The sequence below is a fragment of the Rhodospirillales bacterium genome (genome assembly GCA_016699855.1).
Lineage (GTDB): Bacteria > Pseudomonadota > Alphaproteobacteria > Reyranellales > Reyranellaceae.
The window spans coordinates 1196291-1222566 of the sequence record CP064988.1 but is presented as its reverse complement, the minus strand read 5'-3'; the positions used below and the strand labels follow the sequence as shown (position 1 = coordinate 1222566).

General features: G+C 72.5%; 22 protein-coding genes, 1 other RNA gene and 1 pseudogene. 22 read left to right on the top strand and 2 right to left on the bottom strand.

Annotated elements, in window-relative coordinates; all coding sequences use genetic code 11:
- Positions 1–114: 114 nt before the first annotated feature.
- Both IPK81_05795 and gmd read left to right on the top strand, forming a co-directional pair.
- Entirely contained in the window at positions 115–1377 is a 1263-nt protein-coding gene (locus IPK81_05795; GenBank protein ID QQS13731.1) for a hypothetical protein, read from the top strand.
- 257 nt (positions 1378–1634) lie between these two features.
- Positions 1635–2669 carry a GDP-mannose 4,6-dehydratase gene (gmd, locus tag IPK81_05790; GenBank protein ID QQS13730.1) on the top strand — a complete coding sequence of 345 codons (1035 nt, stop codon included), beginning with the start codon at positions 1635–1637 and terminating at the stop codon, positions 2667–2669.
- A 34-nt stretch (positions 2670–2703) separates the two neighbouring features.
- Here the strand turns inward: gmd and IPK81_05785 are convergent, their stop codons facing one another.
- Positions 2704–3252, bottom strand: coding sequence for a dihydrofolate reductase (locus IPK81_05785; GenBank protein ID QQS13729.1), 549 nt, complete (start codon positions 3250–3252; stop codon positions 2704–2706).
- A gap of 283 nt (positions 3253–3535) precedes the next feature.
- Between IPK81_05785 and IPK81_05780 the strand changes: the two genes are divergently transcribed.
- The 10 genes from IPK81_05780 to arsB all read left to right on the top strand — a co-directional run bounded on the left by IPK81_05780 (position 3536) and on the right by arsB (position 11481).
- Positions 3536–4267: a TSUP family transporter gene (locus tag IPK81_05780; GenBank protein QQS13728.1), complete on the top strand. Its 732-nt coding sequence runs from the start codon at positions 3536–3538 to the stop codon at positions 4265–4267.
- A 60-nt stretch (positions 4268–4327) separates the two neighbouring features.
- Positions 4328–5194 carry an alpha/beta fold hydrolase gene (locus tag IPK81_05775; protein QQS13727.1) on the top strand — a complete coding sequence of 289 codons (867 nt, stop codon included), beginning with the start codon at positions 4328–4330 and terminating at the stop codon, positions 5192–5194.
- Between the two features lie 120 nt (positions 5195–5314).
- Positions 5315–6199, top strand: a complete 885-nt coding sequence (locus tag IPK81_05770) for a hypothetical protein (protein ID QQS13726.1) — start codon at positions 5315–5317, stop codon at positions 6197–6199.
- Positions 6200–6206: 7 nt separating this feature from the next.
- The gene (locus IPK81_05765) at positions 6207–7049 is read left to right on the top strand and encodes a TerB family tellurite resistance protein (GenBank protein QQS13725.1); all 843 of its coding nucleotides are present in this window, start codon (positions 6207–6209) and stop codon (positions 7047–7049) included.
- Complete coding sequence (locus tag IPK81_05760) at positions 7046–8932, top strand: N-acetylmuramoyl-L-alanine amidase (GenBank protein QQS13724.1); 1887 nt, start codon at positions 7046–7048, stop codon at positions 8930–8932. Before IPK81_05765 ends, IPK81_05760 begins: the two co-directional genes overlap by 4 nt.
- A 49-nt stretch (positions 8933–8981) precedes the next feature.
- Positions 8982–9364: RNase P RNA component class A (gene rnpB / locus IPK81_05755), an RNA gene on the top strand.
- Positions 9365–9426: 62 nt separating this feature from the next.
- Positions 9427–9789, top strand: a complete 363-nt coding sequence (locus tag IPK81_05750) for a helix-turn-helix transcriptional regulator (GenBank protein QQS13723.1) — start codon at positions 9427–9429, stop codon at positions 9787–9789.
- On the top strand, positions 9786–10223 hold the full coding sequence (gene arsC, locus IPK81_05745) for an arsenate reductase (glutaredoxin) (GenBank protein ID QQS13722.1): 438 nt from the start codon (positions 9786–9788) through the stop codon (positions 10221–10223). The genes IPK81_05750 and arsC overlap by 4 nt, the downstream gene beginning before the upstream one ends.
- A gap of 3 nt (positions 10224–10226) precedes the next feature.
- On the top strand, positions 10227–10412 hold the full coding sequence (locus IPK81_05740) for a hypothetical protein (GenBank protein QQS13721.1): 186 nt from the start codon (positions 10227–10229) through the stop codon (positions 10410–10412).
- 4 nt (positions 10413–10416) lie between these two features.
- Positions 10417–11481 (top strand): ACR3 family arsenite efflux transporter, encoded by a 1065-nt coding sequence (arsB, locus tag IPK81_05735; GenBank protein QQS13720.1) that lies wholly within the window; start codon positions 10417–10419, stop codon positions 11479–11481.
- A gap of 231 nt (positions 11482–11712) precedes the next feature.
- Here arsB and IPK81_05730 read toward each other — a convergent pair whose 3' ends face one another.
- Positions 11713–12786: a TauD/TfdA family dioxygenase gene (locus IPK81_05730; GenBank protein ID QQS13719.1), complete on the bottom strand. Its 1074-nt coding sequence runs from the start codon at positions 12784–12786 to the stop codon at positions 11713–11715.
- A 427-nt stretch (positions 12787–13213) separates the two neighbouring features.
- On the opposite strand from IPK81_05730, the gene IPK81_05725 reads away from it, so the two are divergent.
- From IPK81_05725 to IPK81_05680, 10 genes and pseudogenes are all read left to right on the top strand, one after another.
- Positions 13214–13690 carry a hypothetical protein gene (locus IPK81_05725; GenBank protein QQS14972.1) on the top strand — a complete coding sequence of 159 codons (477 nt, stop codon included), beginning with the start codon at positions 13214–13216 and terminating at the stop codon, positions 13688–13690.
- Positions 13687–14640, top strand: coding sequence for a 16S rRNA (cytosine(1402)-N(4))-methyltransferase RsmH (rsmH, locus tag IPK81_05720; protein QQS13718.1), 954 nt, complete (start codon positions 13687–13689; stop codon positions 14638–14640). Before IPK81_05725 ends, rsmH begins: the two co-directional genes overlap by 4 nt.
- Before the next feature lie 546 nt (positions 14641–15186).
- Positions 15187–17022 carry a penicillin-binding protein 2 gene (locus tag IPK81_05715; GenBank protein QQS13717.1) on the top strand — a complete coding sequence of 612 codons (1836 nt, stop codon included), beginning with the start codon at positions 15187–15189 and terminating at the stop codon, positions 17020–17022.
- A gap of 1 nt (position 17023) precedes the next feature.
- Positions 17024–18523, top strand: a complete 1500-nt coding sequence (locus IPK81_05710; protein ID QQS13716.1) for a UDP-N-acetylmuramoyl-L-alanyl-D-glutamate--2,6-diaminopimelate ligase — start codon at positions 17024–17026, stop codon at positions 18521–18523.
- A 5-nt stretch (positions 18524–18528) separates the two neighbouring features.
- Complete coding sequence (gene murF, locus IPK81_05705; GenBank protein ID QQS14971.1) at positions 18529–19965, top strand: UDP-N-acetylmuramoyl-tripeptide--D-alanyl-D-alanine ligase; 1437 nt, start codon at positions 18529–18531, stop codon at positions 19963–19965.
- Position 19966: 1 nt separating this feature from the next.
- Positions 19967–21058 (top strand): phospho-N-acetylmuramoyl-pentapeptide-transferase, encoded by a 1092-nt coding sequence (locus IPK81_05700; protein ID QQS13715.1) that lies wholly within the window; start codon positions 19967–19969, stop codon positions 21056–21058.
- 7 nt (positions 21059–21065) lie between these two features.
- Positions 21066–22454, top strand: a complete 1389-nt coding sequence (locus IPK81_05695; protein QQS13714.1) for a UDP-N-acetylmuramoyl-L-alanine--D-glutamate ligase — start codon at positions 21066–21068, stop codon at positions 22452–22454.
- Positions 22451–23578 (top strand): cell division protein FtsW, encoded by a 1128-nt coding sequence (locus IPK81_05690; GenBank protein QQS13713.1) that lies wholly within the window; start codon positions 22451–22453, stop codon positions 23576–23578. Before IPK81_05695 ends, IPK81_05690 begins: the two co-directional genes overlap by 4 nt.
- Positions 23575–24732, top strand: coding sequence for a UDP-N-acetylglucosamine--N-acetylmuramyl-(pentapeptide) pyrophosphoryl-undecaprenol N-acetylglucosamine transferase (locus IPK81_05685; GenBank protein ID QQS13712.1), 1158 nt, complete (start codon positions 23575–23577; stop codon positions 24730–24732). Before IPK81_05690 ends, IPK81_05685 begins: the two co-directional genes overlap by 4 nt.
- Positions 24729–26229 (top strand): annotated as a pseudogene (locus IPK81_05680) (UDP-N-acetylmuramate--L-alanine ligase). The gene IPK81_05685 and the pseudogene IPK81_05680 overlap by 4 nt, the downstream one beginning before the upstream one ends.
- The last annotated feature ends 47 nt before the right edge of the window (positions 26230–26276 follow it).

Here is a 26276-nt window from a genome sequence, read left to right as displayed (position 1 = left end):
CCCCGATTTCGCCGGGGATGCGCGTTGTCGACGGCGGCGCCCGGCGCCTGTCGCCAGCCGGCGGACGCTCCGATATGGTCCGCCGCGCCACGCTGCCCGAGGCCCTGTCCCGCGATGATCGACCTCCATCCCGTGCCGACGCTCGACGCGGCCTGCCCGGCCTGCGGCGCGGCGCTGCGGGCGGTGGCGCCGTTCGTGTCCGGCATGTTCGTCTGCGCCGACGCGGTTTGTTCCGGTTGCGGCCGCCGCTACTACGCGCATCTGGATGTCGGCTACGGCGCCGGGCGGTCCGCGATGTTCGACCGCGCCGAGGCGCGCGTGGTCGGGCCGCTGGCCGGGGAGTGGTTCGAGCGGGCGATGGGCGACGCGTTGCGCCGGCCCGATCCACGGATTCCGGCGGTCAAGGTCGAGCGGCTGCGGCCGGTGCGCGCGCCGATCCTCGTGGACTGCGTCGATTTCCTCTACGGCCACACGCTGCAGAAGCTGTTCGACGTGCCGCGCATCGTCGCCGAGAATCCGGACCGGGACGTCGTCGTCCTCGTGCAGCGCGCGCAGCGCTGGCTGGTGCCCGACGGCGTTGCCGAGATCTGGACCGTCGATCTGCCGTTGCGCGACGGCGCGCGCTGCTACCCGAAGCTGGCGGCGTCGATCGCGCGCCGTCTGGCGCGACGTGGCCGCGCCTCGGTCGCCGGCCGGGTGTGGTCCCATTCCGTCGACATCGCCGCCTTCACGCGGGTCGCGCCCTTCGACCTCGATTCGACGGCGGCGCTGGGGCCGCCGGTGGTCACTTTGATCTGGCGCGAGGACCGCTGCTGGACCTATGGCGGCCAGGACCGGCCACCGCCGACCGACGCGATCGAGCAAGCGATGCTGTTCACCCAGCTTTGCGCCGCGATCCGCGCCGGCCTGCCGGACGCCGACATCGCCGTCGCCGGCTTCGGCGTCACCGGCGTGCTGCCCGGCGGCGTCGCCGACCTGCGCATCGCCCCCGGCGCGCCGGTCGACGAGAAGGCGTGGCTGCGGCGCTACGCCGCCAGCCACGTCGTCTGCGGCGTGCACGGCTCGGGCATGCTGCTGCCGGCGGCGCACGCGGCCGCCTTCGTCGAGCTGATGCCGCGCGACAAGTGGCGCCACGCCGGCGCGACCTACGAGTTCGTCGCTCGCAAGACCCCGATGCACGTGCTGCGGCATTCCCGGCACGTGCCGGTGTCGATCCGCGTCGACGAGCTGGCGACGGTCGTGACGGCGCTGGCGCGCGGCGTGCAGTCGACCGCGCTCGCCCGCCACCTCGCCGCGCCCGACGTCGACACCGCGGCCGTGCTCGCGCGCCACGGCCATCTGCGCGAACTGCTCGATCCCGTGGTCGGCGACATGTGAGGGGCGGGCGGGTGCCGAGACCGCGTGGGAAGAGCTCCCATCGTCGTTTTCGACCAACCCGCGCCGTCGCGTCGCCCCCAACCGTCATCCCGAGCGCAGCGAGGGGTCCTTAGGTGGCGTAAAGATCCCTCGCTCCGCTCCGGGTGATGAATGCGTCCTTCGCCGCGCCGTCCGCCCACAGGTTGCGCCGGAGTGAAAATATTGATATAGAATATGCCACTAAGTCATTTAATTCGCTGTATTTTTGAGAGATTGTGATGGTCAAGCGGGCGCTTATCACGGGGATCACGGGCCAGGACGGGGCCTATCTCGCGAAGCATCTTCTGGAACGCGGCTACGAGGTCCATGGCGCCATCCGCCGGACCTCCTCGGCCAATCTGTGGCGTTTGCGCGAGGTCGGCGTGGTCGACCGCGTGTCGATGGTCTCGGCCGAGCTGCTCGAGATCACCAACCTGATCGACATGCTGCGGACGGTCCGGCCGACCGAGGTCTACAACCTCGCCGCCCAGAGCTTCGTCGCCGCCAGCTTCGGCCAGCCGATCTACACCGCCGACGTCGACGGTCTGGGCGCGCTGCGCCTGCTCGAGGCGATCCGCCACGTCGACCCGGATATCCGTTTCTACCAGGCCTCCAGTTCGGAGATGTTCGGCAAGGTGCGCGAGACGCCGCAGCGCGAGACCACCGCATTCCATCCGCGCAGTCCCTACGCCGTCGCCAAGGCCTTCGCCCACCACGCCACCGTGAACTACCGCGAGTCCTACGGCATGCACGCGGTGTGCGGCATCCTCTTCAACCACGAATCGCCGCTGCGTGGCCTGGAGTTCGTCACCCGCAAGGTGACGGCGACGCTGGCGCGTATCGCCAACGGCGAGGACGTGGTGCTGCGGCTGGGCAACCTCGACGCCCGACGCGACTGGGGCTTCGCCGGCGACTACGTGCGCGCCATGCACGCCATGGTCGTCGCCGCGACGCCGGACGACTACGTGGTCTCGACCGGCAGGACGTCGAGCGTGCGCGAATTCGTAGAGCTCGCCGCGGCGACGCTCGACATCAAGCTCGACTGGTCCGGCGCCGGCGAGCGGGAGACGGCACGCGACGCGAAGTCGGGCAAGCTCGTGGTCTGCGTCGATCCGAAATTCTACAGGCCCGCCGAGGTCGATCTGCTGCTCGGCGACGCCGCGCGTGCGCGCGCCGATCTCGGCTGGACGCCCGGCACGGATTTCGCCGGCCTCGTCGCCATGATGGCGAAGGCCGACTACGACCGCGCCAGACGCGGCGTGCCGCTGGAGTGAGGTGTACCCAGGCGTCCGCGGGGCGCGCCGCGCGTCAGACGCGCTTCCAGACCTCGAGCACCAGCGCTTTGTCCGCGTCCATCACGCGGCTCTCGCGCAACGCCATGCCGTGCCGCGTCAGCGCCGATTGCGGCGGGACGCCACCGGGGAAGACGGGCCGGCCGCGCGGAATCTCGACGCCGGCCGCGCGCGACAGGAAGAACGCGTCGTAGCCCATCGCCAGGAACACGCCGAACACGTCGGTGCCGCCGACCACGGCCAGCGCGTCGCGGTCGCCTAGCGACAGCAGGCGGCAGGCCTCGGCGAGCGACGCGCCGGCCGGATTCCACAGGACCGCCTTGGCGTTGACGGGATCGATGGACAGCGTGTCGACGCGCCGCGTGACGATCAGCCGTCTGCCGCTGGAGAGCTCCGCGCCGTCGCCGCCTGAGTGGCGGCCGTGCGCGATCGCCCGCGACCGCTGCAGTCCCGCTCGGAAGAAGCTCTGGTCGGCCTCGATCTTGAGGGTTTCGGGGTGGGACCCGTCGGCGTTCGCGATCATGCCGTCGCGCGAGACGATCGCGTAGCCTTCGATGATCGGCACGGGGCCTCCGGCGTTGTCGGGGTGGCGCGAGCGCGTCGCGCGCGCGGATCGGGCGATGCGCCACGTGCTGCCCGACGATCTCAACGCGAAGCTTCGCAGGAAGTTGCCTCGCCTTCGGCCGTAGCGTGGGGGCGTTGCGCCGCTATCGGACGCGGCGCCGCATCCGATAGCGGCGCCGCGCCCAATGGGTAGTTCTGCCTTTGCGCGCCGTCGCGCGCTTTCAGCGGCCGCCGATCCACGAGCGGCGTGCGTCGTCACCGGCCGCCGCGTATGGTCGCGCGCCATGGCCGATCTGCTGACCCCGTCCCTCGCGCTCGCGGCGCTGGTGGCGCTCGCCGCCGGCGTCGTACGGGGCTTCGCCGGCTTCGGCGCGGCGATGATCATGACGCCGGCCTTCGCGGCGCTGTACGGCCCGGCGGTCGGCGTGCCGGTGTGCCTGCTGCTGGAGTTCGCCATCGCCCTGCCGCTGCTGCGCGGCGTGGCCGGACTGGTCGATTGGCGGCGCATCGCCATCCTGCTGGCCGCCGCGACCCTGGCGGTGCCGCTCGGTGTCTGGGCGCTGCTCGCGCTCGACGCCGCCGCGCTGCGCTGGGCGATCTCGGCCGTGGTGCTGCTGGCGGTCGCGATTCTGGCGTTGGGCTGGCGCTTCGCCGGCCGCCCGGGGATCGCCGCGACGCTCGGCGCCGGCGCCGCCAGCGGCTTCCTCAACGGGCTGTGCGGCATGGCCGGGCCGCCGGTGGTGTTCTTCTTCCTCGCCGGCGCCGAGGCCGCGGCGGCCATCCGCGCCAGCTTCATCGTCTACTTCAGCGCCGTCGATCTGGTGGCGCTCGCCGGATTGGCGCTCGGGGGTCTGCTGACCGGCCGGACCGTCGCGCTCGCCGCTCTGCTCGCGGCGCCGTACATCGCCGGTGGCCTGATCGGCGAGAAGCTGTTCCCGTTGGCCAGCGAAACGTTTTTCCGCCGTCTCGCGCTGGCCGTGCTGGCGGCCGTCGCCGTGGCCGCGCCGCTGCTGTGAGCGCTTGCCGCCGCGGGCCGAATCCAGTATTGAGTATTTGCTCATTACTGGATCAAAGATATGCGGCTCAGCCGGATCGCGCTCGGATTGTCGGCGATAGGCGTCCTGGTCGCGGCATGGGTGGCGGCGGGCGGGGCGGTGTCGGTGCCGCGCTGGCCGGTCGGCGCGCCGCCGACCGATCTGCCAGTGGTGGAGATCGCGGTCGACGGCGAGCCGGGGATCGTGATCCGCGGCTGGGCCGTCGCCAACCCCTGCGCCTGCGGCGTCGTGGTGCTGCTGCACGGCTCTGCCGGGACGCGCGAATCGATGCTGTCCCGCGCCCGCTTCCTTCACCGCGCCGGCTATTCGTCGATCCTCGTCGACATGCGCGCGCACGGGCGCAGCGACGGCGCGTTCACGACCTTCGGCGGCCGCGAGAGCCTTGACGCCCGCGCCGTGATCGCCGAGGCGCGCCGGCGCTTCCCCGGCCAGCGGGTCGCCGCCATCGGCTTCTCGCTGGGCGGCGCCGCGCTGCTGCTCGGCGACGCGCCGGCGCCGCTCGACGCGCTGGTGGTCGAGGCCGTCTACGCGACATTGGAGGACTCCGCGCGCAACCGCGTGGCGGCCGGCATGGGCGCCGCCGTCGGCGCGACCCTGCCGTGGCTGCTCTACGCGCAGATGCCGCTGCGCTTCGGGGTGTCCCACCGCGCGCTGCGGCCGGTCGAACGCATCGGCGCCGCGGCGGCGCCGGTGTTCGTGCTGGGCGGCGAACGCGATCCCTACACGCCGCCGGCCGAGACGCGGGCGCTGTTCGACGCCGCGCGATCGCCGAAGGAGATGTGGATCGTGCCGGGCGCGCACCACTGGGATCTACACGACATCGCCGGCGCCGAGTACGAGCGGCGGATCCTCGCGTTCCTCGGACGCCATCTGAAGGCCGCGCCGTAACAGGCCGCGGCGTCTGGCGTGCTTGCGCCGGACCACGGCATCCGATATCGCGCAGCAAAGGCTTCCTCCCCTTCTCTGCGCCGCGTGGCGGGGCGAGGGGATCCACCGGCGGAAAGGACGATGGCGGGGAACGACCTCGAGGCGATCATGCCGCTGACGACGCGCGGGTCGAAGGAGTCCGACGACCTGCGGCGCGCCGCCATGCTGCTGCGCTCGCTGCGGGCGCGGTTCGACGGGCCGGCGCCGCTGCGCATCTGGATCGCGACGCCCGGCGGCGACGTCGAGATGACGCGCGAGGCGTTGGCGCGCTACGGCGGCGACACGCTCGACATCGCCGTGGTCGACGAGGGCGCGGTGATCCCCGGCCTCGGCACGCTGGATTGCGGCGGCTGGCACCGCCAGCAGCTCGTCAAGCTCGGGGCGCCGCGGCTGTCGGACGCGCGCTGGTGGATGACGCTGGACGCCGATCTGCTGTGCCTGCGCCGCTGGTCGCCATCGGACCTGATCGTGCGCGGACGCGGCAAGATGGCGCGCGCGCCGGTGTTGTCCGACATGATCCGCGGATGGATCCACGATTCGGCCGCGCTGCTCTGCTATCCGCGTCCATCCGCGCGCAATTCGATGGGGGTGACCCCGGTGCTGTACTGCCGCGACATCCTCGAGGCGATGTGGGCGCGCGTCGAATCGCTCTACCGCGTGCCGTGGTGGATCGCGCTGGCCGCGCGCACCAAGCCGCCGGGATGGTCGGAGCAGGGATTGTACGAGGCGGTCGGCCGCCACGAGGACTTGATCGCGCGCTGCCACGTCGTGCGCTCCGCGGCGAGCGGCGGCGGTCTGACGGATCGGCGCAGCCTGTTCGACACCACGGATCTCGATGCCGACCGCCTGGAGGCGGCATTCTTCGACGGCCGGGCCGGCTATTTCGTGGTGTGCAGCAGCTACTTGGTGACCACGGATTCGCTCGAGGCCGTGGTCGAGCCGCTGCTCGACCGCGCGGCGATCTGAGGCGGCGATGAGCGTCTGGGGCAAGATCCTCGGCGGCGCCGCCGGACTGATGATCGGCGGTCCGATCGGCGCGCTGCTGGGCGCCGCCGCCGGCCACGCCTACGACGCGCTGGCCGAGTCCGGCGCGGTCGACGAGGTCGCGGGCGCGGCCGGCGGAACGACGCGGCGGCCGTGGTGGCTCGACGCCGCCGCGCGCGAGCTGCCGGAGCACGAGCGGCCGGCGGCGACGCGGCAGATCGCCTTCACCATCGGCGTCATCGCGCTCGGCGCCAAGCTGGCCAAGGTCGACGGCGTCGTGTCGCGGCGCGAGGTCGCGGCGTTCCGCTCGTTCTTCGAGGTGCCGCCGGAGGAGGTCGACAACGTCGGCCGCTTCTTCGACCTCGCCAAGCGCGACGCCCGAGGCTTCGAGCCCTACGCGCGCCAGCTGGCGGGGTTGTTCCCCGACCATCCCGCCGTGCTCGAGGACGTGTTGACCGGCCTGTTCCTGATCGCGCTCGCCGATGGTGGAGAGGCGCTCGACGACGCCCGGCTGGCCTATCTGCGCGCCGTGGCCGCGATCTTCGGGCTCGACGAGGCGCGGTTCCGGCGCGTGGCGTCGGTCGCCGGCGCCCGCCTGGGGGACGACCCCTACGCGTTGCTGGAGGTCGATCCCGGCGCCACTGACGACGAGGTGAAGTCCGCGCACCGCCGCCTCGCGCGCCTGCACCATCCCGACCGCATGGTGGCGCTGGGCATGCCCTCCGAGGCGGTGGCGCTCGCCAACCGCCGCCTCGCCGCCATCAACGCCGCGCACGACCGGGTGCGCGCGGAACGCGCCGCGGCGCGCGCGGCGGCGGACGCCCCGGCGTGAATGCGCGCGACGCGCCGGACGATCTTCCCGCGCTGACCGGATTGCGCGCCGTCGCCGCGTTGTGGGTGGTGGCGTTCCACGCCACGGCGTTCCTCGACGCGATGCCGCCCGTCGTCGACCGCGGTTATCTCGGCGTCGACCTGTTCTTCGTCCTCTCCGGCTTCACGCTCACGCACGTCTACGCCGCGCGGTTCGCGCGCGATGGACTGGCGGCGTGGCCGTCATTCGTGTGGCGCCGGGTCGCGCGGCTGTGGCCGGCGTGGCTCTTCGTGCTGGCGCTGTTCGCGTTGAAGCCGGTGGTCTCGACGGCGCTGGGCTGGCGCGCGCCGGGTTCGGCGCCGGTGTTCGATCCGGCGGTGTGGGCGACCTACGCCGCGCTGATGCAGAGCTGGGGCTGGACCCCCGCCGAGGCGATCAACCCGCCGGGCTGGAGCCTGAGCTACGAATGGGCGGCCTATCTGCTGTTCCCGCTGGTCCTCGCGCTGGTCGGATGGACGCGCGGCGCCGTGGTCGCGTTCGCGCTCGCCGCCGCGGCGCTGCTCGCGCACGCCGCCTACACGCACGTCGCGGGATTGACCACGCTGCACACCGGCGCCGCGCACGGTGCCGCGCGCATCGCCGCCGAGTTCACAGCCGGCGCCGCGCTGTGCCGCGCGTGGACGTTGGCGCCCGTGTCGACGACGCCCGCGCGTCCGCCGGCGCCCGGCGGCGTGTCGCCGGCCGGGCGCGCCTGGGTCGCGGCGGCCGCGATCGGGCTGATCGTCGCCGGCTTGCCGCGCCAGATCTGGGCCGATCACCTGCTCGTCGCCGGCGCCGGCGCGCTGGTGGTCGCCGCCGCGCGCGGAGGGGGCGCGATACCGGGGGCATTGTCCGCGGCGCCGATGGTCGCGCTCGGCCGTGCCTCCTACGCGCTCTACGTCGTCCACTGGCTGGTCTTCGAGGCGCTGTGGTCGTTCTGGCACCGCTCCGGCGCCGCCGCCGCGGCGAGCTCGGGTGGCCGTTCTTCGCCGCGATGGTCGCGCTCTCGATCCTCGCCGCGTCCGCGCTGCACGCCGCGGTCGAGGCGCCGGCGCGTCGGTGGCTGCGCGCGCGCTGGCCCGAGCGCGGCGCGGCGCGCCAGGGCTGCGCGCATGCTCCGCCTGATCGACGCGCCCTCCCGGAATTCGGCGCCGCGTGCCGGCGCCGTCGACACGCTGGTGCTGCACCACACCGCGCAGCCGCTCGACGTGTCGCTGGAGCTGCTACGCTTCGGCGCCGTCAGCGCGCACTACGTCGTCGATGTCGACGGTACGGTCCACCGTTTGGTCGAAGACTCGCGGATCGCCTGGCACGCGGGACTCTCGTGGTGGCGCGACCGTCGCGGCCTCAACGCCACGTCGATCGGGATCGAGATCGTCAACCTCGACGGCAACGTCCATCCATACCCCGAGGCGCAACGGGCGGCGGTGATCGAGCTCTGCCGCGGGATCGTCGCGCGCCACCCGATCGCGCCGCGCGACGTCGTCGGCCATTCCGACATCGCGCCGAGGCGCAAGGACGACCCCGGCGCGCTGTTCTTCTGGCGTGAGCTGGCGGCGGCCGGAGTCGGTCTGTGGCCGCCGGCGGTCGAGGAGCTCCCCGCCGGCAGCGACGCCGGTGCGCTCGATGCGCTGCTGCGCCGCATCGGCTATCCGCCGCCGCACCGCTACGGCCGGCGCGACGGGCGCTTCGTCCTCGTGCCCGAGGGGCCGGCGGACGACGGCGTCACCGATGTCGTCGAGGTGAGGCGCGAGGACATCGTCGCCGCGTTCCAGCGTCGATACCAGCCGCATCGCCTCGGCGGCGGCGCCGATTCCGAAACCTTGGCTCTGGCGCGCGCTCTGCTGACGCTCGCGGGCGGTTGAGCCGCGCTGCTGTTGACCGACCGCGCGCGCGCGCGTACCAGTCGCGGCGTCAGACGGCCGGACGGCCGCGGCGCGCTCGACGCGTCGAGGAAAGTCCGGGCTCCACGGAAACACGGTGCCGGCTAACGGCCGGCGGGGGCGACCCCAGGGAAAGTGCCACAGAGAGCAGACCGCCAACCGGGCTTCGGCCCGCGGCAAGGGTGAAAGGGTGCGGTAAGAGCGCACCGCGCGACCGGCGACGGAAGCGGCAAGGTAAACCCCACCGGGAGCAAGACCAAATAGGGATGGCACTGGCCGGGAAACCGGTCGAAACGCGTTTCCGCGTCGCCATCCGGGTAGGTCGCGCGAGGCGTCCGGCAACGGGCGTCCCAGAGGAATGGTCGTCGCCCGCGCGAGCGGGAACAGAACCCGGCTTACAGGCCGTCTGACATCTTCTCCATCGCGCGGTCCGGCCTCGGCTTGACACGAGCGCATATTTCCATAGTTTCACAACTATGGAAGCAAAACATGCGGTCGTCGCGTTGTCGAGTCTGGCGCAGGAGAACCGTCTCGACGTGTTCCGGCATCTGGTGCGCGCCGGCGCCGACGGCGTCCCGGCCGGCCGGATCGCGGATGATCTGGGCATCCCGGCGCCGACGCTTTCGTTCCACCTCAGCCAGCTCAAGAACGCCGGTCTGGTCCATGCGCGGCGCGACGGGCGATCGCTGATCTACGCCGTCGACTACGACGCGATGAACGCGCTCATGGGATTTCTGACCGAGAATTGCTGCGCCGGGGACGCCGCCGCGTGCGCGGCGCCGATTTGCGACCCGGCGGAGGGGACGCTGACGCGGCGCAAAGCGGGAGCCCGGCGATGACGGACGCGTCCATCGACGTGGTGATCTACCACAACCCCGATTGCGGCACGTCGCGCAACGCGCTGGCGCTGATCCGGCACGCCGGCATCGAACCGCACGTCGTCGAGTACCTGAAGACGCCGCCGAGCCGGGCGATGCTCGTCGGACTGCTGGCGCGGATGGAGATGACACCGCGCGCGCTGCTGCGGGAGAAGGGCACACCCTACGCCGCGCTCGGGCTCGACGACGCGTCGCTGACCGACGACGCGCTGATCGACGCCATGATGGCGCATCCCATCCTGATCAACCGGCCGATCGTCGTCTCGCCCGCCGGCGCGCGGCTGTGCCGGCCATCGGAGGCCGTGCTCGACCTCCTGCCGGCGGCGCCGCGTCAGGCGTTCCGCAAGGAGGACGGCGAGGCGGTGATCGACGAGTCCGGCCGCCGGGTGCGCTGAGACATGGACGTGAGGACCCTCGCGAAGCCCGTCGCCGCCGAGGCGTTCCTGGTCGCCGCCGTCGTCGGCTCCGAGATCGGTGAAACCGTCCGACCGCGGATTTGCGATTCGCTCGCTCCGGGGGGCGCCTCCCCCGCATCGTTCCCCGAACCCATCGATGCCGGGTTGCCCCCCGCGCAGCCGGAGTAGCGGTATGTCGACATTCGAACGTTACCTGACCGTCTGGGTCGCGCTCTGCATCGTCGCCGGCGTCACGCTCGGTCACTTCTTTCCGGCGTTTTTCCAGGCCGTCGGCGCCGCCGAAGTCGCCAAGGTGAATCTGCCCGTCGCGGCGCTGATCTGGCTGATGATCATCCCGATGCTCATCAAGATCGATTTCGCGGCGCTCGGGCAAGTGAAGGCGCACTGGCGCGGCATCGGGGTGACGCTGTTCATCAACTGGGGCGTCAAGCCGTTCTCCATGGCTCTGCTCGGCTGGCTGTTCATCGGCTGGTTGTTCAAGGCGTATCTCCCCGCCGACCAGATCAACAGCTACATCGCCGGCCTTATCCTGCTCGCCGCCGCGCCGTGCACCGCCATGGTGTTCGTCTGGAGCAGTCTGTCGGATGGCGAGCCGCATTTCACGTTGAGCCAGGTCGCGCTCAACGACCTCATCATGGTGGTCGCCTTCGCGCCGATCGTAGGGCTCCTCCTTGGCCTCTCGGCGATCACCGTGCCGTGGGAGACGCTGCTCCTGTCGGTCGCGCTCTACATCGTCGTGCCCGTCGTCCTCGCCCAGATCGTCCGCCGGTCGATCATGGCGGGCGGCGGCGAGCCGGCGTTGCTTCGACTGCTCGGGAAACTTCAGCCGCTCTCGCTCGTGGCGCTGCTCGCGACCCTCGTGCTGCTGTTCGGGTTCCAGGGCGAGCAGATCCTCGCGCAGCCGCTGATGATCGCGCTGCTGGCGGTGCCGATCCTGATCCAGGTCTATTTCAATTCCGGGCTCGCCTACCTGCTGAACCGCGCCACCGGAGAAGCGCACTGCGTCGCGGGTCCCTCGGCGCTGATCGGCGCCAGCAATTTCTTCGAGCTCGCCGTGGCTGCGGCGATCAGCCTGTTCGGATTCAACTCCGGGGCGGCGCTGGCGACCGTCGTGGGCGTACTGATCGAGGTCCCGGTGATGCTGTCGGTCGTGTGGATCGTGAACCGCACCCGCGGCTGGTACGAGGCGGGTCCGGCGGTCAGGCGGCGCGACGAATCGGGCCGCGCGCGCGGATAGCCCGGAGACGCCCGCGACCGGGGCCATGGGCGTGATCCACCACGAAGCGCCGCTCGCGTCGTCGATGCACCGGTCGCCGCGACGGGCGTAGGAGGAATGTCGCGGCCCCGGCGTCGAAGCCGCCGCGGTGCGCGCGGTCGGCAGGGCGGGCTGCCATGCGTCGATGGCCGCCCGGCCCCGCTACGGGCCTGGCGCCGCCGGCCGCCAGGCCGGTCGGGGATTAGGGCGCCGTCAGGCCGGGACCTGGGCGATGCCGCCGCGCGGGGTGCCGGCGGCGATCTCGCGCCACAGCACCTCGTGGCCTTCCGGCAGCGCCCGGTTGTTCGGCACGGTCAGCCACAGCCGCAGCAGCAGCCGGTCGTGCCCGGTCGCGGCGTCGTCCTCGAACGCGGTGCGGCCGTGGTAGGTGACGTGGCTGTTGATGAGCTGCAGATCGCCGGGAGCCAGCGTCATCTCGAACGACAACTCGTCGGCCACGGCCATCAGCATGTCGATCGCCTCTCGTTGCGCCGCGGTCAGCTTCGGCACGCCGGGCACCAGCTCCGCCGCCTCGATGAAGGTCAGCGAGTAGTGGCTGGTCAGCCTGCCGTCGCGCAGGCCGAGGATCGGCAGCGGATAGACGGTCGAGGGGTCCTTCGATTCCTCGCCCAGCCGGCTGCGCCAGAAATCCTGGAACAGCACCTCCAGCAGGTCCGGCCGGCGCTCGAGGAAGGCGTTGTGGATCGCGCCGGTGCTGCAGAGCCGGCTGACGCCGCCGGCGCGGGCCTGGCGCACGCAGAGCAGTCCGACGACGTCGGTGCGGTCGGTGTGGAAACGCAGCAGGTTGTTGGTCAGGGTGCGCGCGTAGGACGACAGGAACGTCTTGCCGCCGGCGCCTGGTGCGCCTTCGGTCTGGACCTGGCCGTACAGCCGCCCGACCGCGGCGCCCTCGTCGCGGATCGCGCGCATCAACTCGCCGCTACGGTTCTGGAACACGGGCGTGCCCAGATGTTGTCCGAAGCCGAAATAGATCTGGCGTAGCTCGGCCTCGTCGTAACGGCCGACAGGGAAGCCGCGCAGCTTCACCATGCCGCTGCCGTTCTCCAGCTCGTCGGCGATGTCGGCGAACAGCGGCGCCAGCGACGGCAGCGGAAAATCGCCGCGGGTGATGTCCGACCACGCCAGGCCGCGGCTTTTGACGCCGTCGAGCGCGGCGTCGATCTCGGCGGCGGCGCCGGCCGGCAGATCGCGGATCCAGCGTGACGAACGCGCGATCTCGCTACCCAGCCAGACGCTGGGATCGGTCAGTTTCATCCGCGCCGTCATCGCGAGGCATCCTCCGTTCACCCGCCGATGATGCCGCGCCCGGCGGTCGGTCGCCAGCCCCGGGGGCCGGCAGGGCGGTTCGGACGTCGGATCGAGGCTGATTTCGGCCCGCCAAACGGCCGGGGCGGGGTTATCCAAACCGCTTTGTGGATAACGGCGCCCCATGGTAAATTCGCGCCAAGCATGACGCGGATGCGACTACTGCATATTGTGGTGCAGGCAAACCTGCCGCCTCTGGCGGTGGATTCCCGGAAACGGAGGCAGAACGGGCCTAAGTTCCTGTCAAATATCCGGTTTTCGGCCCTGAATGAATTGACGTCCCGTAAATTCCCGTGATATCCCGTAGATACCCAAAAGCCACCAAATAGGCCATGGGGGTCACGGCCGCGTGGGGCGGCAGCGACGGCACAGGCGCACGGGACGGCGCATGTTCCTGTCCACGTACACCATGAAAGTGGACAAGAAGGGGCGGGTTTCACTGCCGGCCTCTTGGCGCGCCCATCTCTCCGCCGACGGCTTCGACGGCTTCATCGGTTTCCGCTCCGCCACCCATGACGCGATCGACGCGCGCGGCATGCGCGCGTTCCAGGCGCTGATGGCCAAGCTCAGCGCCGCCGCCGAGACCAAGGCGGGCGCGTTCGACGCCGAGTTGTTCACGGACGGCGCCAACCCCGCCGGCTACCTCGCGAGCGTCGCGGTCGATGTCGGGTTCGACGGCGAAGGCCGCCTGTCGCTGCCGGCGTCGTTGAAGGACGTGGTCGGGGCGGGTTGCGAGCAGTTGGTGTTCGTCGGCCGCAACAACTTCTTCCAGATCTGGAGCGCCGAGGCGTGGGCGGCGCAGCAGGCGACGGAGCGCGCGGCGTTCGACGGCCGTGTGCGCGCGGCGCGCGGCGGCGCCGCATGAGCGCGCCGCATGTCCCCGTGATGGCCGCCGAGGTGCTCGACGCGCTCGCGGTGAAGGCCGGCGGCACCTATGTCGACGCCACGTTCGGCGCCGGCGGCTACAGCCGCGCGCTGCTGGCGACCGCGGCGGGACGCGTGTTCGGCATCGACCGCGATCCGGACGCGGTGCGCGCGGCGCGGCCCATGGAGGCGGAGTCCGGCGGCCGCCTGGCGGTGCTCGAGGGACGCTTCGGCGACATGGTCGGGCTGCTGGGCGCGCGCGGCGTCGCCGCCGTCGACGGCGTGGCGATGGATCTCGGCGTGTCGTCGATGCAGTTCGACCGCGCCGAGCGCGGCTTCTCGTTCCGCAACGACGGGCCGCTGGACATGCGCATGTCCGGCGACGGCCCGACGGCGGCGGAGTTCGTCAACCGCGCCGAGGCCGGCGAGCTGGCCGACGTGATCTACGCCTACGGCGAGGAGCGGCAGTCGCGCCGCGTGGCGCGCGCCATCGTGGCGCGCCGCGCCGAGAAGCCGTTCGAGCGCACCGCCGAGCTGGCCGACGTGGTGCGCCGCGCGCTGGGTCCCGCCGCCGCGCGCGACAAGATCGATCCCGCGACGCGGACCTTCCAGGCGCTGCGCATCCACGTGAACGACGAGCTGGGCGAGCTCGAGCGCGGTCTCGCCGCCGCCGAGGAGTTGCTGGCGCCCGGCGGCCGCCTCGCGGTGGTGTCGTTCCATTCGCTCGAGGACCGCGCCGTCAAGGCGTTCCTGCGCGACGGCGCCGATTCCGGCCCGCGGCCGTCGCGCCACGCGCCGCCTGCCGCGGCCGCGGCGCGCGCGCCGCGGTGGCGCGTCGTCACGCGCCGCCCCGTCACGCCGGGCGAGGCCGAGGTCGCCGCCAATCCGCGCGCGCGCTCGGCGCGGCTGCGCGTCGGCGAGCGGCTGGCGGCCGCCGGAGGCGCCGCATGATCAACCGCGGCGTCGCCTTCTGGGTCGTCGCGGCGATCTCCACGGGGATCGGGCTTTTCCTCGTGAAGTACCGTGTCGAGGAGGTGAAGGAGCGAATCGAGGGCATCAACCGCCAGATCGTCGACAACCAGCGCGCCACCCACGTGCTGCGGGTCGAGTGGGCGCATCTCGGCGAGCTGCAGCGCATCGAGCGGCTGAACGACAAATACGTGCATCTGCAGCCGATCGGCGCGCGCCAGATCGGCCGCATAGACCAGATTCCCATCCGCCGCGGCGGCGGGGCGATCGTCGACGGCAACAAGACGACGCCACAAAAGGGGCCCGGAACCGGAGCCCCTCGTCTACCGACGCCCCCTCGGCGTCGACGACGCCCCGGACCGCCGCGCGACCGGAGGCCGGCGCCCCAGCGCCGGCCTCCGCGCAGACCCGCCCCCAGCCGGGGCGCGCGCGCGACCTGCCGCCCGAGCCGATCACCGCCGGACCGCTGGAGGAGGGCGAGGCATCCGAGAGGCCGGCGGGTTCGGCCGCCATGCGCGGGGGGCCCCGGTGATCGGCCGCCTCTTCCGTCGCGCCCCGAAGCGCGATCCGCTGGAGCCGCCGCCGGCCGAGGCCGCGCGCCGCGACCTTCCGCCGGCGGCCGACGCGCTCGATCTAGCGCGGGCGCGGCTGGCTGTGGGCGCCGTGCTGTTCACCTGCCTGTTCGTGGCGGTCGGCCTGCGGATGGCCTACGTGTCGCTGCTGCGCGAGGGCGGCGAGCCGGGCGTGACCCGGGCGGTCAATGGCGGCCAGATCCAGGGCGAGCGCGCCGAGATCGTCGACCGCAACGGCGTCGTGCTGGCCACCTCTCTGCCGGTGATGTCGCTGTTCGCCACGCCCAAGCTGGTGCTCGACGTCGAGGAGGCCGTCCAGCGGCTTTCGGCGACCCTTCCTGACCTGAAGGCCGAGGAGATCCGCGAGCGTCTGCTGTCGGGACGCAGCTTCGTGTGGATCAAGCGCGGCCTGTCGCCGCGCGAGCACGCGGCGGTCATGCGGCTGGGCCTGCCGGGCTTCGAGTTCCAGCCGGAGGAGCGGCGCTTCTACCCGCAGGGCGCGATCGCGCCGCACATCCTCGGCTACACCGGCGTCGACAACGTCGGGCTGGCGGGCGTCGAGAAGCAGTTCGACGAGCGGTTGAAGGCGGGCGAGACGCTACGGCTGTCGATCGACGTGCGGCTGCAGCGCTTCGTCGAGCAGGAGGTGGTGCGCGCCACGCAGCGCTTCAGCGCGATCGGCGCCACGGCGGCGGTGATCGACGCCTCCAGCGGCGAGGTGCTGGCGCTGGCGTCGCTGCCTGCCTACGACCCCAACAAGCACCGCACCATCAGCAACGACGCTTTGTTCAACCGCTCGACGCTGGGCGTCTACGAGCAGGGCTCGACCTTCAAGATCTTCAACACCGCGATGACGCTCGACACCGGCCGTTTCACCACGGCGTCGGTGTTCGACGCCAGCCAGCCGATCAAGATCGACCGCTTCACGATCAAGGACTACCACGGGCAGAACCGGGCCATGACGGTGGCCGACGTGTTCCGGTTCTCCTCGAACATCGGCTCGGCCAAGATGGCGGCCGAGGTCGGCGTCGAGGGCCAGCGCGCCTTCTTCGAGAAGCTGGGCATGCTGCGGCCGGTGCAGGTCGAGCTGCCGGAGGTCGGACATCCGCTGTATCCGAAGCAGTGGCGGCGCATCAACATGCTGACCATCGCGTTCGGCCACGGCATGTCGGTGACGCCGCTGCACGTCGCCTCGGCGACGACGGCCATGATCAACGGCGGCGTCCTCTACAAGCCGACGCTGCTGCGCCGCGAGCCCGGCAAGGGCGAGAACGGCAAGCGCGTGATCTCCGAGAAGACGTCGCGCCAGATGCGCGACCTGCTGCGCCTGACCGTGACCGAGGGCACCGGCAAGGCGGCCGAGGTGCCGGGTTACGAGGTCGGCGGCAAGACCGGGACGGCCGAGAAGCCGGGCAAGCACGGCTACCGCGAGAAGGCGCTGATCAGCTCGTTCGTCGGCGCGTTCCCGATGCGCGATCCCAGGTACGTCGTGGTGTTCTCGATCGACGAGCCGAAAGGCACCAAGGACACCGGCGGCTACGCCACCGGCGGCGTGGTCGCGGCGCCGTCGGTCAAGGCGATCATCACGCACATGACGACGCTGTACGGCATCGCGCCGGTCGATCCGGCGGCGGTGGCCAAGGCATTGGCGCAAGCGCCCGCGCCGGCGTCGCCGCAGGCGCCGGCCCAGAGCGCGCCCGTCGTCGCCACCGCGCCGGCCGGGCCGCGCGTCGCCGCGGCGACGCCGACCATCGGCCAGCTGGTCGAGGCCGCCACCTCGGGGGAGCGCTGACATGCGCCTGTCCGAGCTGGTCGGTCTCTCGGCGCCGCGCGGCGCGGCATCGCCGCCGCTGGCGTCAGATCCCGAGATCGCCGGCATCACCGCCGATTCGCGTGCCGTGCGGCCGGGCTGGCTGTTCACGGCGCTGCCGGGCGGACGCGTCGACGGGGCGCGCTTCGCGGCGCAAGCCGCCGCGTCGGGCGCGGTCGCGGTGCTGGCGTCGACGACCGCTACGCTCGACGGCGTGCCCGCCGGTGTCGCCGTCGTGCGCGACGCCGAGCCGCGCCGGCGGCTGGCGCGCATGGCGGCGGTGTTCGCCGGCGCGCAGCCCGAGGTCGTCGTCGCCGTCACCGGCACCAGCGGCAAGACCTCGACGGTGGAGTTCGCGCGTCAGATCTTCGAGGTCGCCGGCCTGCGCGCCGCCAGCCTCGGCACGCTCGGGGTCGTGTCGCCCGCGTTGGCCAGCCCGCCCGGCCTGACGACGCCCGATCCGGTGGCGTTGCACCAGACCTTGGCGGCGCTGGCGCGTGCCGGCGTGTCGCGCGCCGCCGTCGAGGCGTCGAGCCACGGGCTCGACCAGTTCCGGCTCGACGGCATCCGCTTCACGGCGGCGGCTTTCACCAACCTGTCGCGCGACCATCTCGACTACCATCCCGACATGGCGGCCTACCTGGCCGCCAAGGCGCGGTTGTTCTCCGAGCTGCTGCCGGAGGGTGCGACCGCGGTGCTCAACGCCGATTCGCCGGAGACCGCGGCGCTGCTCGAGATTTGCCGACGGCGCGGCCTGCCGGTGTGGCGCTACGGCGCGGCGGGCGACGCGCTGCGTCTGCGCGCATCGCGGCCGCGTGGCGCCGGACAGGTCCTCGACGTCGAGATCTTCGGCCGGCGGCACGAGGTCGACCTGCCGTTGATCGGCGCGTTCATGGCCGGCAACGCGCTGGCGGCGCTCGGTCTGGCGGTCGCCGGCGGTGTCACGGCCGACGTGGCGACGGCGGCGCTGTCGCGCCTGACCGGCGCGCCCGGCCGGCTCGAGCGCGTGGCGACGCATCCGCTCGGCGCGGCGGTGCTGGTCGACTACGCCCACAAGCCGGACGCGCTGGAGAAGATGCTGGAGGCGCTGCGCCCGCACGTGCGCGGCCGGCTGATCGTGGTGTTCGGCTGCGGCGGCGACCGCGACGCCGGCAAGCGGCCGATCATGGGCGCGATCGCCGCGCGCCTGGCCGACGCCGCCTTCGTCACCGACGACAACCCGCGCGGCGAGGACGCCGCGGCGATCCGGGCCGCGATCATGGCCGGCGTGCCGGTGGGCGCCGCGCATGTCGTCGACATCGCCCAGGGCCGCCGCGCCGCGATCGCCGCCGGCCTCGAGGCGGCGCGCTCGGCCGACGACGTCGTGGTCGTCGCCGGCAAGGGCCACGAGCGCGGCCAGACCATCGGTGGCGTCACGCTGCCGTTCGACGACGCCGCGGTCGCGCGCGAACTGGCGTCCGGCGCGCGCGGAGCCGCCGCATGACCGCGATGCCGCCGCGCCCGCCGTTGTGGACCGCGCGCGACGCGATCGCCGCCTCGGGCGCGCGCGCGGTCGGCGCCGCCGGCTGGGAGGCGGCGGGGGTCTCGATCGATTCGCGCACGCTGCGTCCGGGGGACCTGTTCGTCGCGATCCGGGGCGAGAGCATGGACGGCCACGCCTTCGTGGGTCGCGCCTTCGCGGCCGGCGCCGCCGCCGCGCTGGTCGCGGCGTCGCAGGCCGAGGCTCTGGACGCGACCGGCCCGCTGCTGGTCGCCGACGACACGCTGGCGGCGCTGGTCGGTTTGGGCCGCGCGGCCCGCGCGCGCGCGACGGCGCGGATCGTCGCCGTCACCGGCAGCGTCGGCAAGACCAGCACGAAGGACGCGCTGCGACACGTCCTGTCGGCGCAGGCCCCCACCCACGGCGCCGACGCCAGCCACAACAACCATATCGGCGTGCCGCTCACGTTGGCGCGGCTGCCGCCATCGACGCGCTACGCGGTGTGCGAGATCGGCACCAATCATCCCGGCGAGATCGAGCCCCTGGCGCGCATGACGGCGGCCCATGTCGGGGTGATCACGACCATCGCCGGCGTCCATCTCGAGCATTTCGGCACCGAGGCGGCGATCGCGGAGGAGAAGGCGCGGATCTTCGCCGGCATGGCCGGCGGCACCGCCGTGCTGCCGCGCGACAATCCACACTTCGGGACGCTGGCGGCGCGGGCCCGCGCCGAGGGCGTCGCCCGGGTGGTGGGCTTCGGCCGCCACGCCGACGCCGAATTCCGGCTGCTGGATTGCGCGCTGGACGCGGCCGGTAGCGACGTTCGGTCGCTGGTGGACGGCCGCGAACTCCGCTATCGCGTCGGCGCCCCCGGCGCCCACTGGGCGATGAACGCGCAGGCGGTGCTGGCGGCGGTCGCGGCGCTGGGCGCCGATCCGGTGGCGGCGGCCGCGGCGCTGGAATCGGTCAGCGCGCCCGCCGGCCGCGGCGCGCGCCGGCGGGTGGCGTTCGGCGGCGGCGAGATCGAGCTGGTCGACGAGAGCTACAACGCCAGCCCGGTCGCGGTCCGCGCCATGCTGGCGGTGCTGGCGACGACGACGCCGGGGCCGGGCGGCCGCCGGCTGCTGGTGCTGGGCGACATGCTCGAGCTCGGCGCCGACGCCGAGGCGCTGCATGTCGGGCTGGCGCCGGACATCGCGGCGGCCGGGGTCGACGCGGTGTTCACCGCCGGCCCCAACATGGCGGCGCTGTCGCGGGCGCTGCCCGCCGGCCTGCGGGCAGCGCACGCGCCCGACTCGGCGCGAATCGCGCAGCGCGTCGTCGAGGCGCTGCGTCCGGGCGACGTCGTGGCGGTCAAGGGATCGCTGGGGTCGCGGATGAAGGTCGTGGTCGACGCGATACTGGCGCTGGGCGGAACGGCGCCGCGCGCGACGGGGAGAGTCTGAGTTGCTGTTCCATCTGCTGGCGCCGCTGGCCGACCAGTTCAGTCCGCTGAACCTGTTCCGGTACATCACGTTCCGGTCGGGCGGCGCCTTCATCACCGCGCTGCTGCTGGCCTTCATGTTCGGCGGCCGCCTGATCGACTGGCTGCGCAGCAAGCAGGGCAAGGGCCAGCCGATCCGCGAGGACGGGCCCGAAGCGCACCTGCTGACCAAGAAGGGCACGCCGACGATGGGCGGGTTCCTGATCCTGATCGCGCTGGTGGTCGGCACGCTGCTGTGGGCCGACCTGCGCAACCGCTACGTCTGGATCGTGCTGCTGGTCACGCTCGGCTTCGGCGGCATCGGCTTCCTCGACGACTACCTCAAGGTCAGCAAGCGCAACCCGAAGGGCATGTCGGGGCGGCTGAAGCTGCTGGTCGCGGTCGCCATCGCGATGGCGGCGGCGGCGCTGATCGCCGACGCCTCGCCGGCGGCGCTGCGCCACCAGGTGGCGCTGCCGTTCTTCAAGAGCCTGCTGGTGCCGCTGGGCGCGATCGGGTTCCTCGCCTTCGCCGCGCTGGTGATCGTCGGCGCCTCGAACGCCGTCAACCTCACCGACGGCCTCGACGGGCTGGCGATCGTGCCGGTGATCATCGCCACGGCGGTGTTCGGGATCATCAGCTACATCGTCGGCAACTCGGTCTACACGACCTACCTGCAGCTCCACGCCATCCCCGGCTCGGGCGAGCTGATCGTGCTGTGCGCGGCGCTGATCGGCGGCGGACTCGGCTTCCTGTGGTTCAACGCGCCGCCGGCCATGGTGTTCATGGGCGACACCGGCTCGCTGGCCATGGGCGGCGCGCTGGGCGCCATCGCCGTCATCATCAAGCACGAGGTGGTGCTCGCCATCGTCGGCGGCCTGTTCGTGCTGGAGACGGTGTCGGTGATCGTCCAGGTGCTGTCGTTCAAGCTCACGGGCAGGCGCGTGTTCCGCATGGCGCCGCTGCACCACCACTTCGAGAAGAAGGGCTGGGCCGAGCCGACCATCGTCATCCGCTTCTGGATCATCGCCACGGTGCTCGCGCTGGTCGGCCTCTCCACGCTGAAGCTGAGGTGAGGCGGCGATGATCGACCTCTCGTCGCTCCGCGGTTCGCGCTTCGCCGTGCTCGGGCTCGCCCGCAGCGGTCTGGCGGCGGCGCGCGCGCTGAAGGCGGCCGACGTCGATTTCGCGGTCTGGGACGACGACGCGGGCAAGCGCGCGCAGGCGCAGAGCCACGGCTACAGGCTGGCGGATCCGGCGTCGGTCGACTGGAACCGCTGGGACGCGCTGGTGATCAGCCCGGGCATCCCGCACACCTTCCCCGCGCCGCATCCCGCCGCCGCCGCCGCGCGCGCCGCCGGCCGGCCGGTGATCGGCGACATGGAGCTGCTGGCCCGCACGCGGCCGAAAGCGCGCTTCGTCGGGATCACCGGCACCAACGGCAAATCGACCACGACGGCGCTGATCGGCCACATCCTCAAGACAGCGGGAATCGACCGCGAGGTCGGCGGCAACCTCGGCCCCGCGGCGCTCGATTCGCGCCCGCTCGGCGCCGACGGCGTCTACGTGCTGGAGATGTCGTCCTTCCAGCTCGAGCTGGTGCCGTCGCTGCGCTTCGACGTCGCCGTCTGGATCAACCTCACGCCCGACCATATCGACCGCCACGGCGATCTGGCGGGCTACGTCGCCGCCAAGCGCCACGTGTTCGACAACCAGCGCCCCGGCGACACCGCCGTGGTCGGCGTCGACGACGCCGAATCCGCCGCCGTCGCGCGATCGCTGCGCACCGCCGGGCGCGCCGTCGTGCCGGTCGCGGTCGGACGCGCCGTCGACGGCGGCGTCCATGTCGTCGACGGAAGACTGCGCGACGCGCGCGACGGGGCGGAGATCGACCTCGCGACGGTCAAGACGCTGCCCGGCGCGCACAACGGCCAGAACGCCGCCTGCGCCTACGCCGCCTGCCGCGCGCTCGGCCTCGCGCCGGACGCGATCGGCCGCGGCATCGCCACCTACCCCGGGCTCGCGCACCGGCAGGAGCGCGTCGCGGTGGTCGACGGCGTCGTCTACGTCAACGACAGCAAGGCCACCAACGCCGACGCCGCCGAGAAGGCGCTGGCGGCCTATCCGACCATCTACTGGATCGTCGGCGGCACGCCGAAGGCCGAGGGCATCGCGCCACTGGCGCCGCTGTTCGACCGCGTCGTGCACGCCTTCCTCGTCGGCAAGTCGAGCGACGCGTTCGCCGCGACGCTCGGCGCCGCGGTGCCGCACACCCGCAGCGGCGACCTCGCGACCGCGCTCGCGCAGGCGCACGCCATGGCGGGCCGCGACCGCCGGCCGGGCGCCGTCGTGCTGCTGTCGCCGGCCTGCGCCTCCTACGACCAGTGGCCCAGCTTCGAGGCCGCGGCGACGCGTTCCGCGCCATGGCGCGGGCTGCCCGGCGCGGTGGTCGAGACGGGGGGCGCCGCATGATCGTCGTTCCGCGCAACGACACGTCGGTCGTCGGCAGGTGGTGGTGGACGGTCGATCGCTGGTCGCTCGGCGCCGTGCTTCTGATCATGGGCGCCGGCGTCATGCTGACGATGGCGGCATCGCCGCCGGCGGCCGAGCGCATCGGCGCCGATTCGTTCCATTTCGTGCGCCGCCAGCTCGTGTTCCTGCCGGTCGCGCTGGTCGTGATGCTGGGCGTCTCGCTGGCGCCGCCGCGCTACGTGCGCCGGCTGGCGCTGCTGGTGTTCGCCGGCGGCCTCGTTGCGCTGGCGGCGACCTTCGTGATCGGGGCGGAGATCAAGGGCGCGCGTCGCTGGATCTCCGTGCCGGGCTTCGGTTCGGTGCAGCCCTCGGAGTTCGTCAAGCCGAGCCTCGCGGTGATCTCGGCCTGGCTGTTCGCGCAGCGCAAGCTCAATCCCAGGTTCCCCGGCTACACCCTGTCGACCGGCCTGTTCCTGCTGACGATGGCGCTGCTGCTGATGCAGCCCGACCTCGGCATGTCGGTGGTCGTGGCGGCGGTCTGGGCGGCCCAGTTCGTGCTGGCCGGCCTGTCGGCGTGGCTGGTCGCGATCGGCGTCTTGGTCGCCGGCGTCGGGCTGGTCGCGGCCTATTTCATGTTCGGCCACGTGCAGAGCCGGATCGACCGGTTCTTCAACCCAGAGGCGGGCGACAACTTCCAGGTCAACACCGCGCTCGACGCGTTCATGAACGGCAGGCTGTTCGGCCGCGGCCCGGGCGAGGGCACGGTCAAGGCGCAGCTTCCCGACGCGCACACCGACTTCGTGATGGCGGTCGCGGGCGAGGAGTTCGGCCTGATCGCCTGCCTCATGGTGCTGGCGCTGTTCGCCTTCGTGACGCTGCGCTCGATGTCCCGCGTCGCCACCGAGACCAGCCTGTTCATCATGCTCGCCGGCGCCGGGCTGACCATCCAGTTCGGCCTGCAGGCCTTCATCAACATGGCCTCGACGGTGCAGCTCATGCCGGCCAAGGGCATGACGCTGCCGTTCATCTCCTATGGCGGCTCGTCGGCGATCGCGATGGCGCTGTCGGTCGGCATGCTGCTGGCGCTGACGCGCGAGCGCGTCGGGCTGGGGGAGGCGTCGTGACCGGCGCGTCCAACCGACCCGTGGTCCTCGCCGCCGGCGGCACCGGCGGCCATGTGTTCCCGGCCGAGGCGCTGGCGGGCGAGCTGGCGGCGCGCGGCGTGCCGATCGCGCTGGTCACCGACGACCGCGGCCGGCAGTGGAAAGGCGCCTTGGCGGAGCATCCCGTCCACAGCGTGAGGTCGGGCAGCCCCGGCGCCGGCGGCATCGCGAACCGGATCGCCAACGTGGCGGCGCTGGGCGTCGGCTGCGTCCAGGCCTACGCGCTGCTGGGCCGGCTCGCGCCGGCGCTGGTGGTCGGCTTCGGCGGCTACGCCTCGGTGCCGCCGCTGCTTGCGGCGCGCGCGCGGGGCATCGCGACGCTGGTGCACGAGCAGAACGCCGTGTTCGGCCGCGCCAACCGCCTCGTGGCCGGCGCGCGCACGACCATCGCCACCGCCTTCGCCGAGGTCCGCCATCTCGACGCCGCCGATCCGCGCGTGCGCCTTGTCGGCAACCCCGTGCGCGACGCCGTGCGCGCCGTGCGCGACATCCCCTACGCGCCGCCGGGCGGGGACGCGCTCATCCGCATGGTGGTGATCGGCGGCAGCCAGGGCGCGGCATCGTTCGGGAAGGTGATCCCCGAGGCGGTCGTGGCGCTGCCCGAGGCGGTCCGCCGCCGGCTGCGGTTGGCGCAGCAATGCCGCGCCGACGATCTCGAGCGCGTGACGGCGTTCTACGCGGCCAACGGCGTCGACGCCGAATGCCGCGCGTTCTTTCCCGATTTCCCGGCCCGTCTTGCCGGGGCCCACCTCGTCGTCGCGAGGGCGGGTGCGTCGACGGTGGCCGAGCTCTCAACTTCCGGGCGGCCATCGATCCTCGTCCCCTTCCCCCACGCAACCGAGGATCATCAGCGCGCGAACGCCCGCGCGGTCGACGAGGTGGGCGCTTCCATCCTGCTGCCTCACGAGGCGTTCACCGCCGACGCGCTGCGCGACCGTCTGGAGGCGCTGTTCGGCGATCCGGCGCGCCTCGCCGCCATGGCGGCGGCGGCGCGCGGCGCCGGCCGGCCGGACGCGGCGCGCTTGCTCGCCGACCTCGTCGTCGCGACCATGGGGGCGGCCGCCGGGAACGGCGCCGCCGCCCCGCAACCGCCCGTCCAAGGAGCCGCCGCATGAGGGCGCTACCGCTGAGCATCGGCACCATCCACTTCGTCGGCATCGGCGGCATCGGCATGTCCGGCATCGCCGAGGTGCTGCACAATCTCGGCTACAAGGTGCAGGGCAGCGACATCGCCGACAGCCCCAACTGCAAGCGCCTGGCGTCGCTCGGCATCAAGGTGGCGATCGGCCACCGCGCCGAGAACGTCGGCGGCGCGCAGGTCGTGGTCGTGTCGTCGGCCGTGAAGAAGGACAATCCCGAGGTGCTGGCGGCGCGCGCGCGGCTGGTGCCGGTGGTGCGCCGCGCCGAGATGCTGGGCGAGCTGATGCGGCTGAAATGGTCGATCGCGGTCGGCGGCACGCACGGCAAGACGACGACCACGTCGATGGTGGCCGCGCTGCTCGACGCCGCGCAGTTCGACCCCACGGTCATCAACGGCGGCATCATCAACGCCTACGGCACCAACGCCAGGCTCGGCCGCGGCGAGTGGATGGTGGTCGAGGCCGACGAGTCCGACGGCACCTTCGTCAAGCTGCCGGCGACGATCGCCGTCGTCACCAACATCGATCCCGAGCATCTCGACCACTACGGCGACTTCGACGCGCTGCGCGCCGCCTTCGTCACCTTCGTCGAGAACATCCCGTTCTACGGTTTCGCGGTGCTGTGCATCGACCATCCCGCCGTGCAGCAGATGATCCCGCGCCTGTCGGACCGCAAGATCGTCACCTACGGCGTCCGCGCCAAGGCCGACGTGCGCGCGATCAACCTGCGTCCTGACGCCGGAGGGCGCCGACTTCGACGTGGCCTGGTCGCGACCGCGTGGCCAGCGGCGCGCACGATCCAGCGGCCTGCGCCTGCCGATGCTGGGCCACCACAACGTCAGAACGCGCTGGCGGCCATCGCCGTGGCCACCGAGATGGGCGTCGACGACGAGGTGATACGGCGCGCGCTGGCGAATTTCTCGGGTGTGAAACGGCGGTTCACCCGCACCGGCGAGGCGCACGGCATCACGGTGATCGACGACTACGGCCACCATCCCGTCGAGATCGCCGCCGTGCTCAAGGCGGCGCGCCAGCCAGGTGGCAGGGCGCGCGTCATCGCGGTGGTGCAGCCGCACCGCTACACGCGCCTCTCCAGCCTGTTCGAGGAGTTCTGTTCCTGCTTCAACGACGCCGACACGGTGATCGTGGCCGACGTCTATGCCGCCGGCGAGAAGCCGATCGAGGGCGTCACCGGGATGCCCTGGTCGAGGGCTGCGCGCCCGGCCATCCGCAGCGTGGTGGCGCTGCGAACCCGGCCGCGCTGCCGGCGCTGGGCGGACGATCGCGCGGCCGGGCGACCTCGTGGTCTGCCTGGGCGCCGGCAACATCACGACGTGGGCATGCGCTCCCCTGGACGCAGGGCGCGCCGAGCCGTCGACGCGCGCGGCGCCGGCGACGCGGGCGGGATGGCGGCATGCAGCCCGGCGCGACAGCGGCCATGGCGACGGCTGCCGCCGGTGCGCGGCCGGCTGACCGCCCATGCGCCGCTGGCGTCCGTCACCTGGTTCCGGGTCGGCGGC

Bases quoted from the DNA above. Each gene is read 5' to 3' on its own strand.
- IPK81_05795 (QQS13731.1), top strand. From the start codon at position 115: ATGATCGACCTCCATCCCGTGCCGACGCTCGACGCGGCCTGCCCGGCC.
- gmd (QQS13730.1), top strand. From the start codon at position 1,635: ATGGTCAAGCGGGCGCTTATCACGGGGATCACGGGCCAGGACGGGGCC.
- IPK81_05780 (QQS13728.1), top strand. From the start codon at position 3,536: ATGGCCGATCTGCTGACCCCGTCCCTCGCGCTCGCGGCGCTGGTGGCG.
- IPK81_05775 (QQS13727.1), top strand. From the start codon at position 4,328: ATGCGGCTCAGCCGGATCGCGCTCGGATTGTCGGCGATAGGCGTCCTG.
- IPK81_05770 (QQS13726.1), top strand. From the start codon at position 5,315: ATGGCGGGGAACGACCTCGAGGCGATCATGCCGCTGACGACGCGCGGG.
- IPK81_05765 (QQS13725.1), top strand. From the start codon at position 6,207: ATGAGCGTCTGGGGCAAGATCCTCGGCGGCGCCGCCGGACTGATGATC.
- IPK81_05750 (QQS13723.1), top strand. From the start codon at position 9,427: ATGGAAGCAAAACATGCGGTCGTCGCGTTGTCGAGTCTGGCGCAGGAG.
- arsC (QQS13722.1), top strand. From the start codon at position 9,786: ATGACGGACGCGTCCATCGACGTGGTGATCTACCACAACCCCGATTGC.
- IPK81_05740 (QQS13721.1), top strand. From the start codon at position 10,227: ATGGACGTGAGGACCCTCGCGAAGCCCGTCGCCGCCGAGGCGTTCCTG.
- arsB (QQS13720.1), top strand. From the start codon at position 10,417: ATGTCGACATTCGAACGTTACCTGACCGTCTGGGTCGCGCTCTGCATC.
- IPK81_05730 (QQS13719.1), bottom strand. From the start codon at position 12,786: ATGACGGCGCGGATGAAACTGACCGATCCCAGCGTCTGGCTGGGTAGC.
- IPK81_05725 (QQS14972.1), top strand. From the start codon at position 13,214: ATGTTCCTGTCCACGTACACCATGAAAGTGGACAAGAAGGGGCGGGTT.
- rsmH (QQS13718.1), top strand. From the start codon at position 13,687: ATGAGCGCGCCGCATGTCCCCGTGATGGCCGCCGAGGTGCTCGACGCG.
- IPK81_05710 (QQS13716.1), top strand. From the start codon at position 17,024: ATGCGCCTGTCCGAGCTGGTCGGTCTCTCGGCGCCGCGCGGCGCGGCA.
- murF (QQS14971.1), top strand. From the start codon at position 18,529: ATGCCGCCGCGCCCGCCGTTGTGGACCGCGCGCGACGCGATCGCCGCC.
- IPK81_05695 (QQS13714.1), top strand. From the start codon at position 21,066: ATGATCGACCTCTCGTCGCTCCGCGGTTCGCGCTTCGCCGTGCTCGGG.
- IPK81_05690 (QQS13713.1), top strand. From the start codon at position 22,451: ATGATCGTCGTTCCGCGCAACGACACGTCGGTCGTCGGCAGGTGGTGG.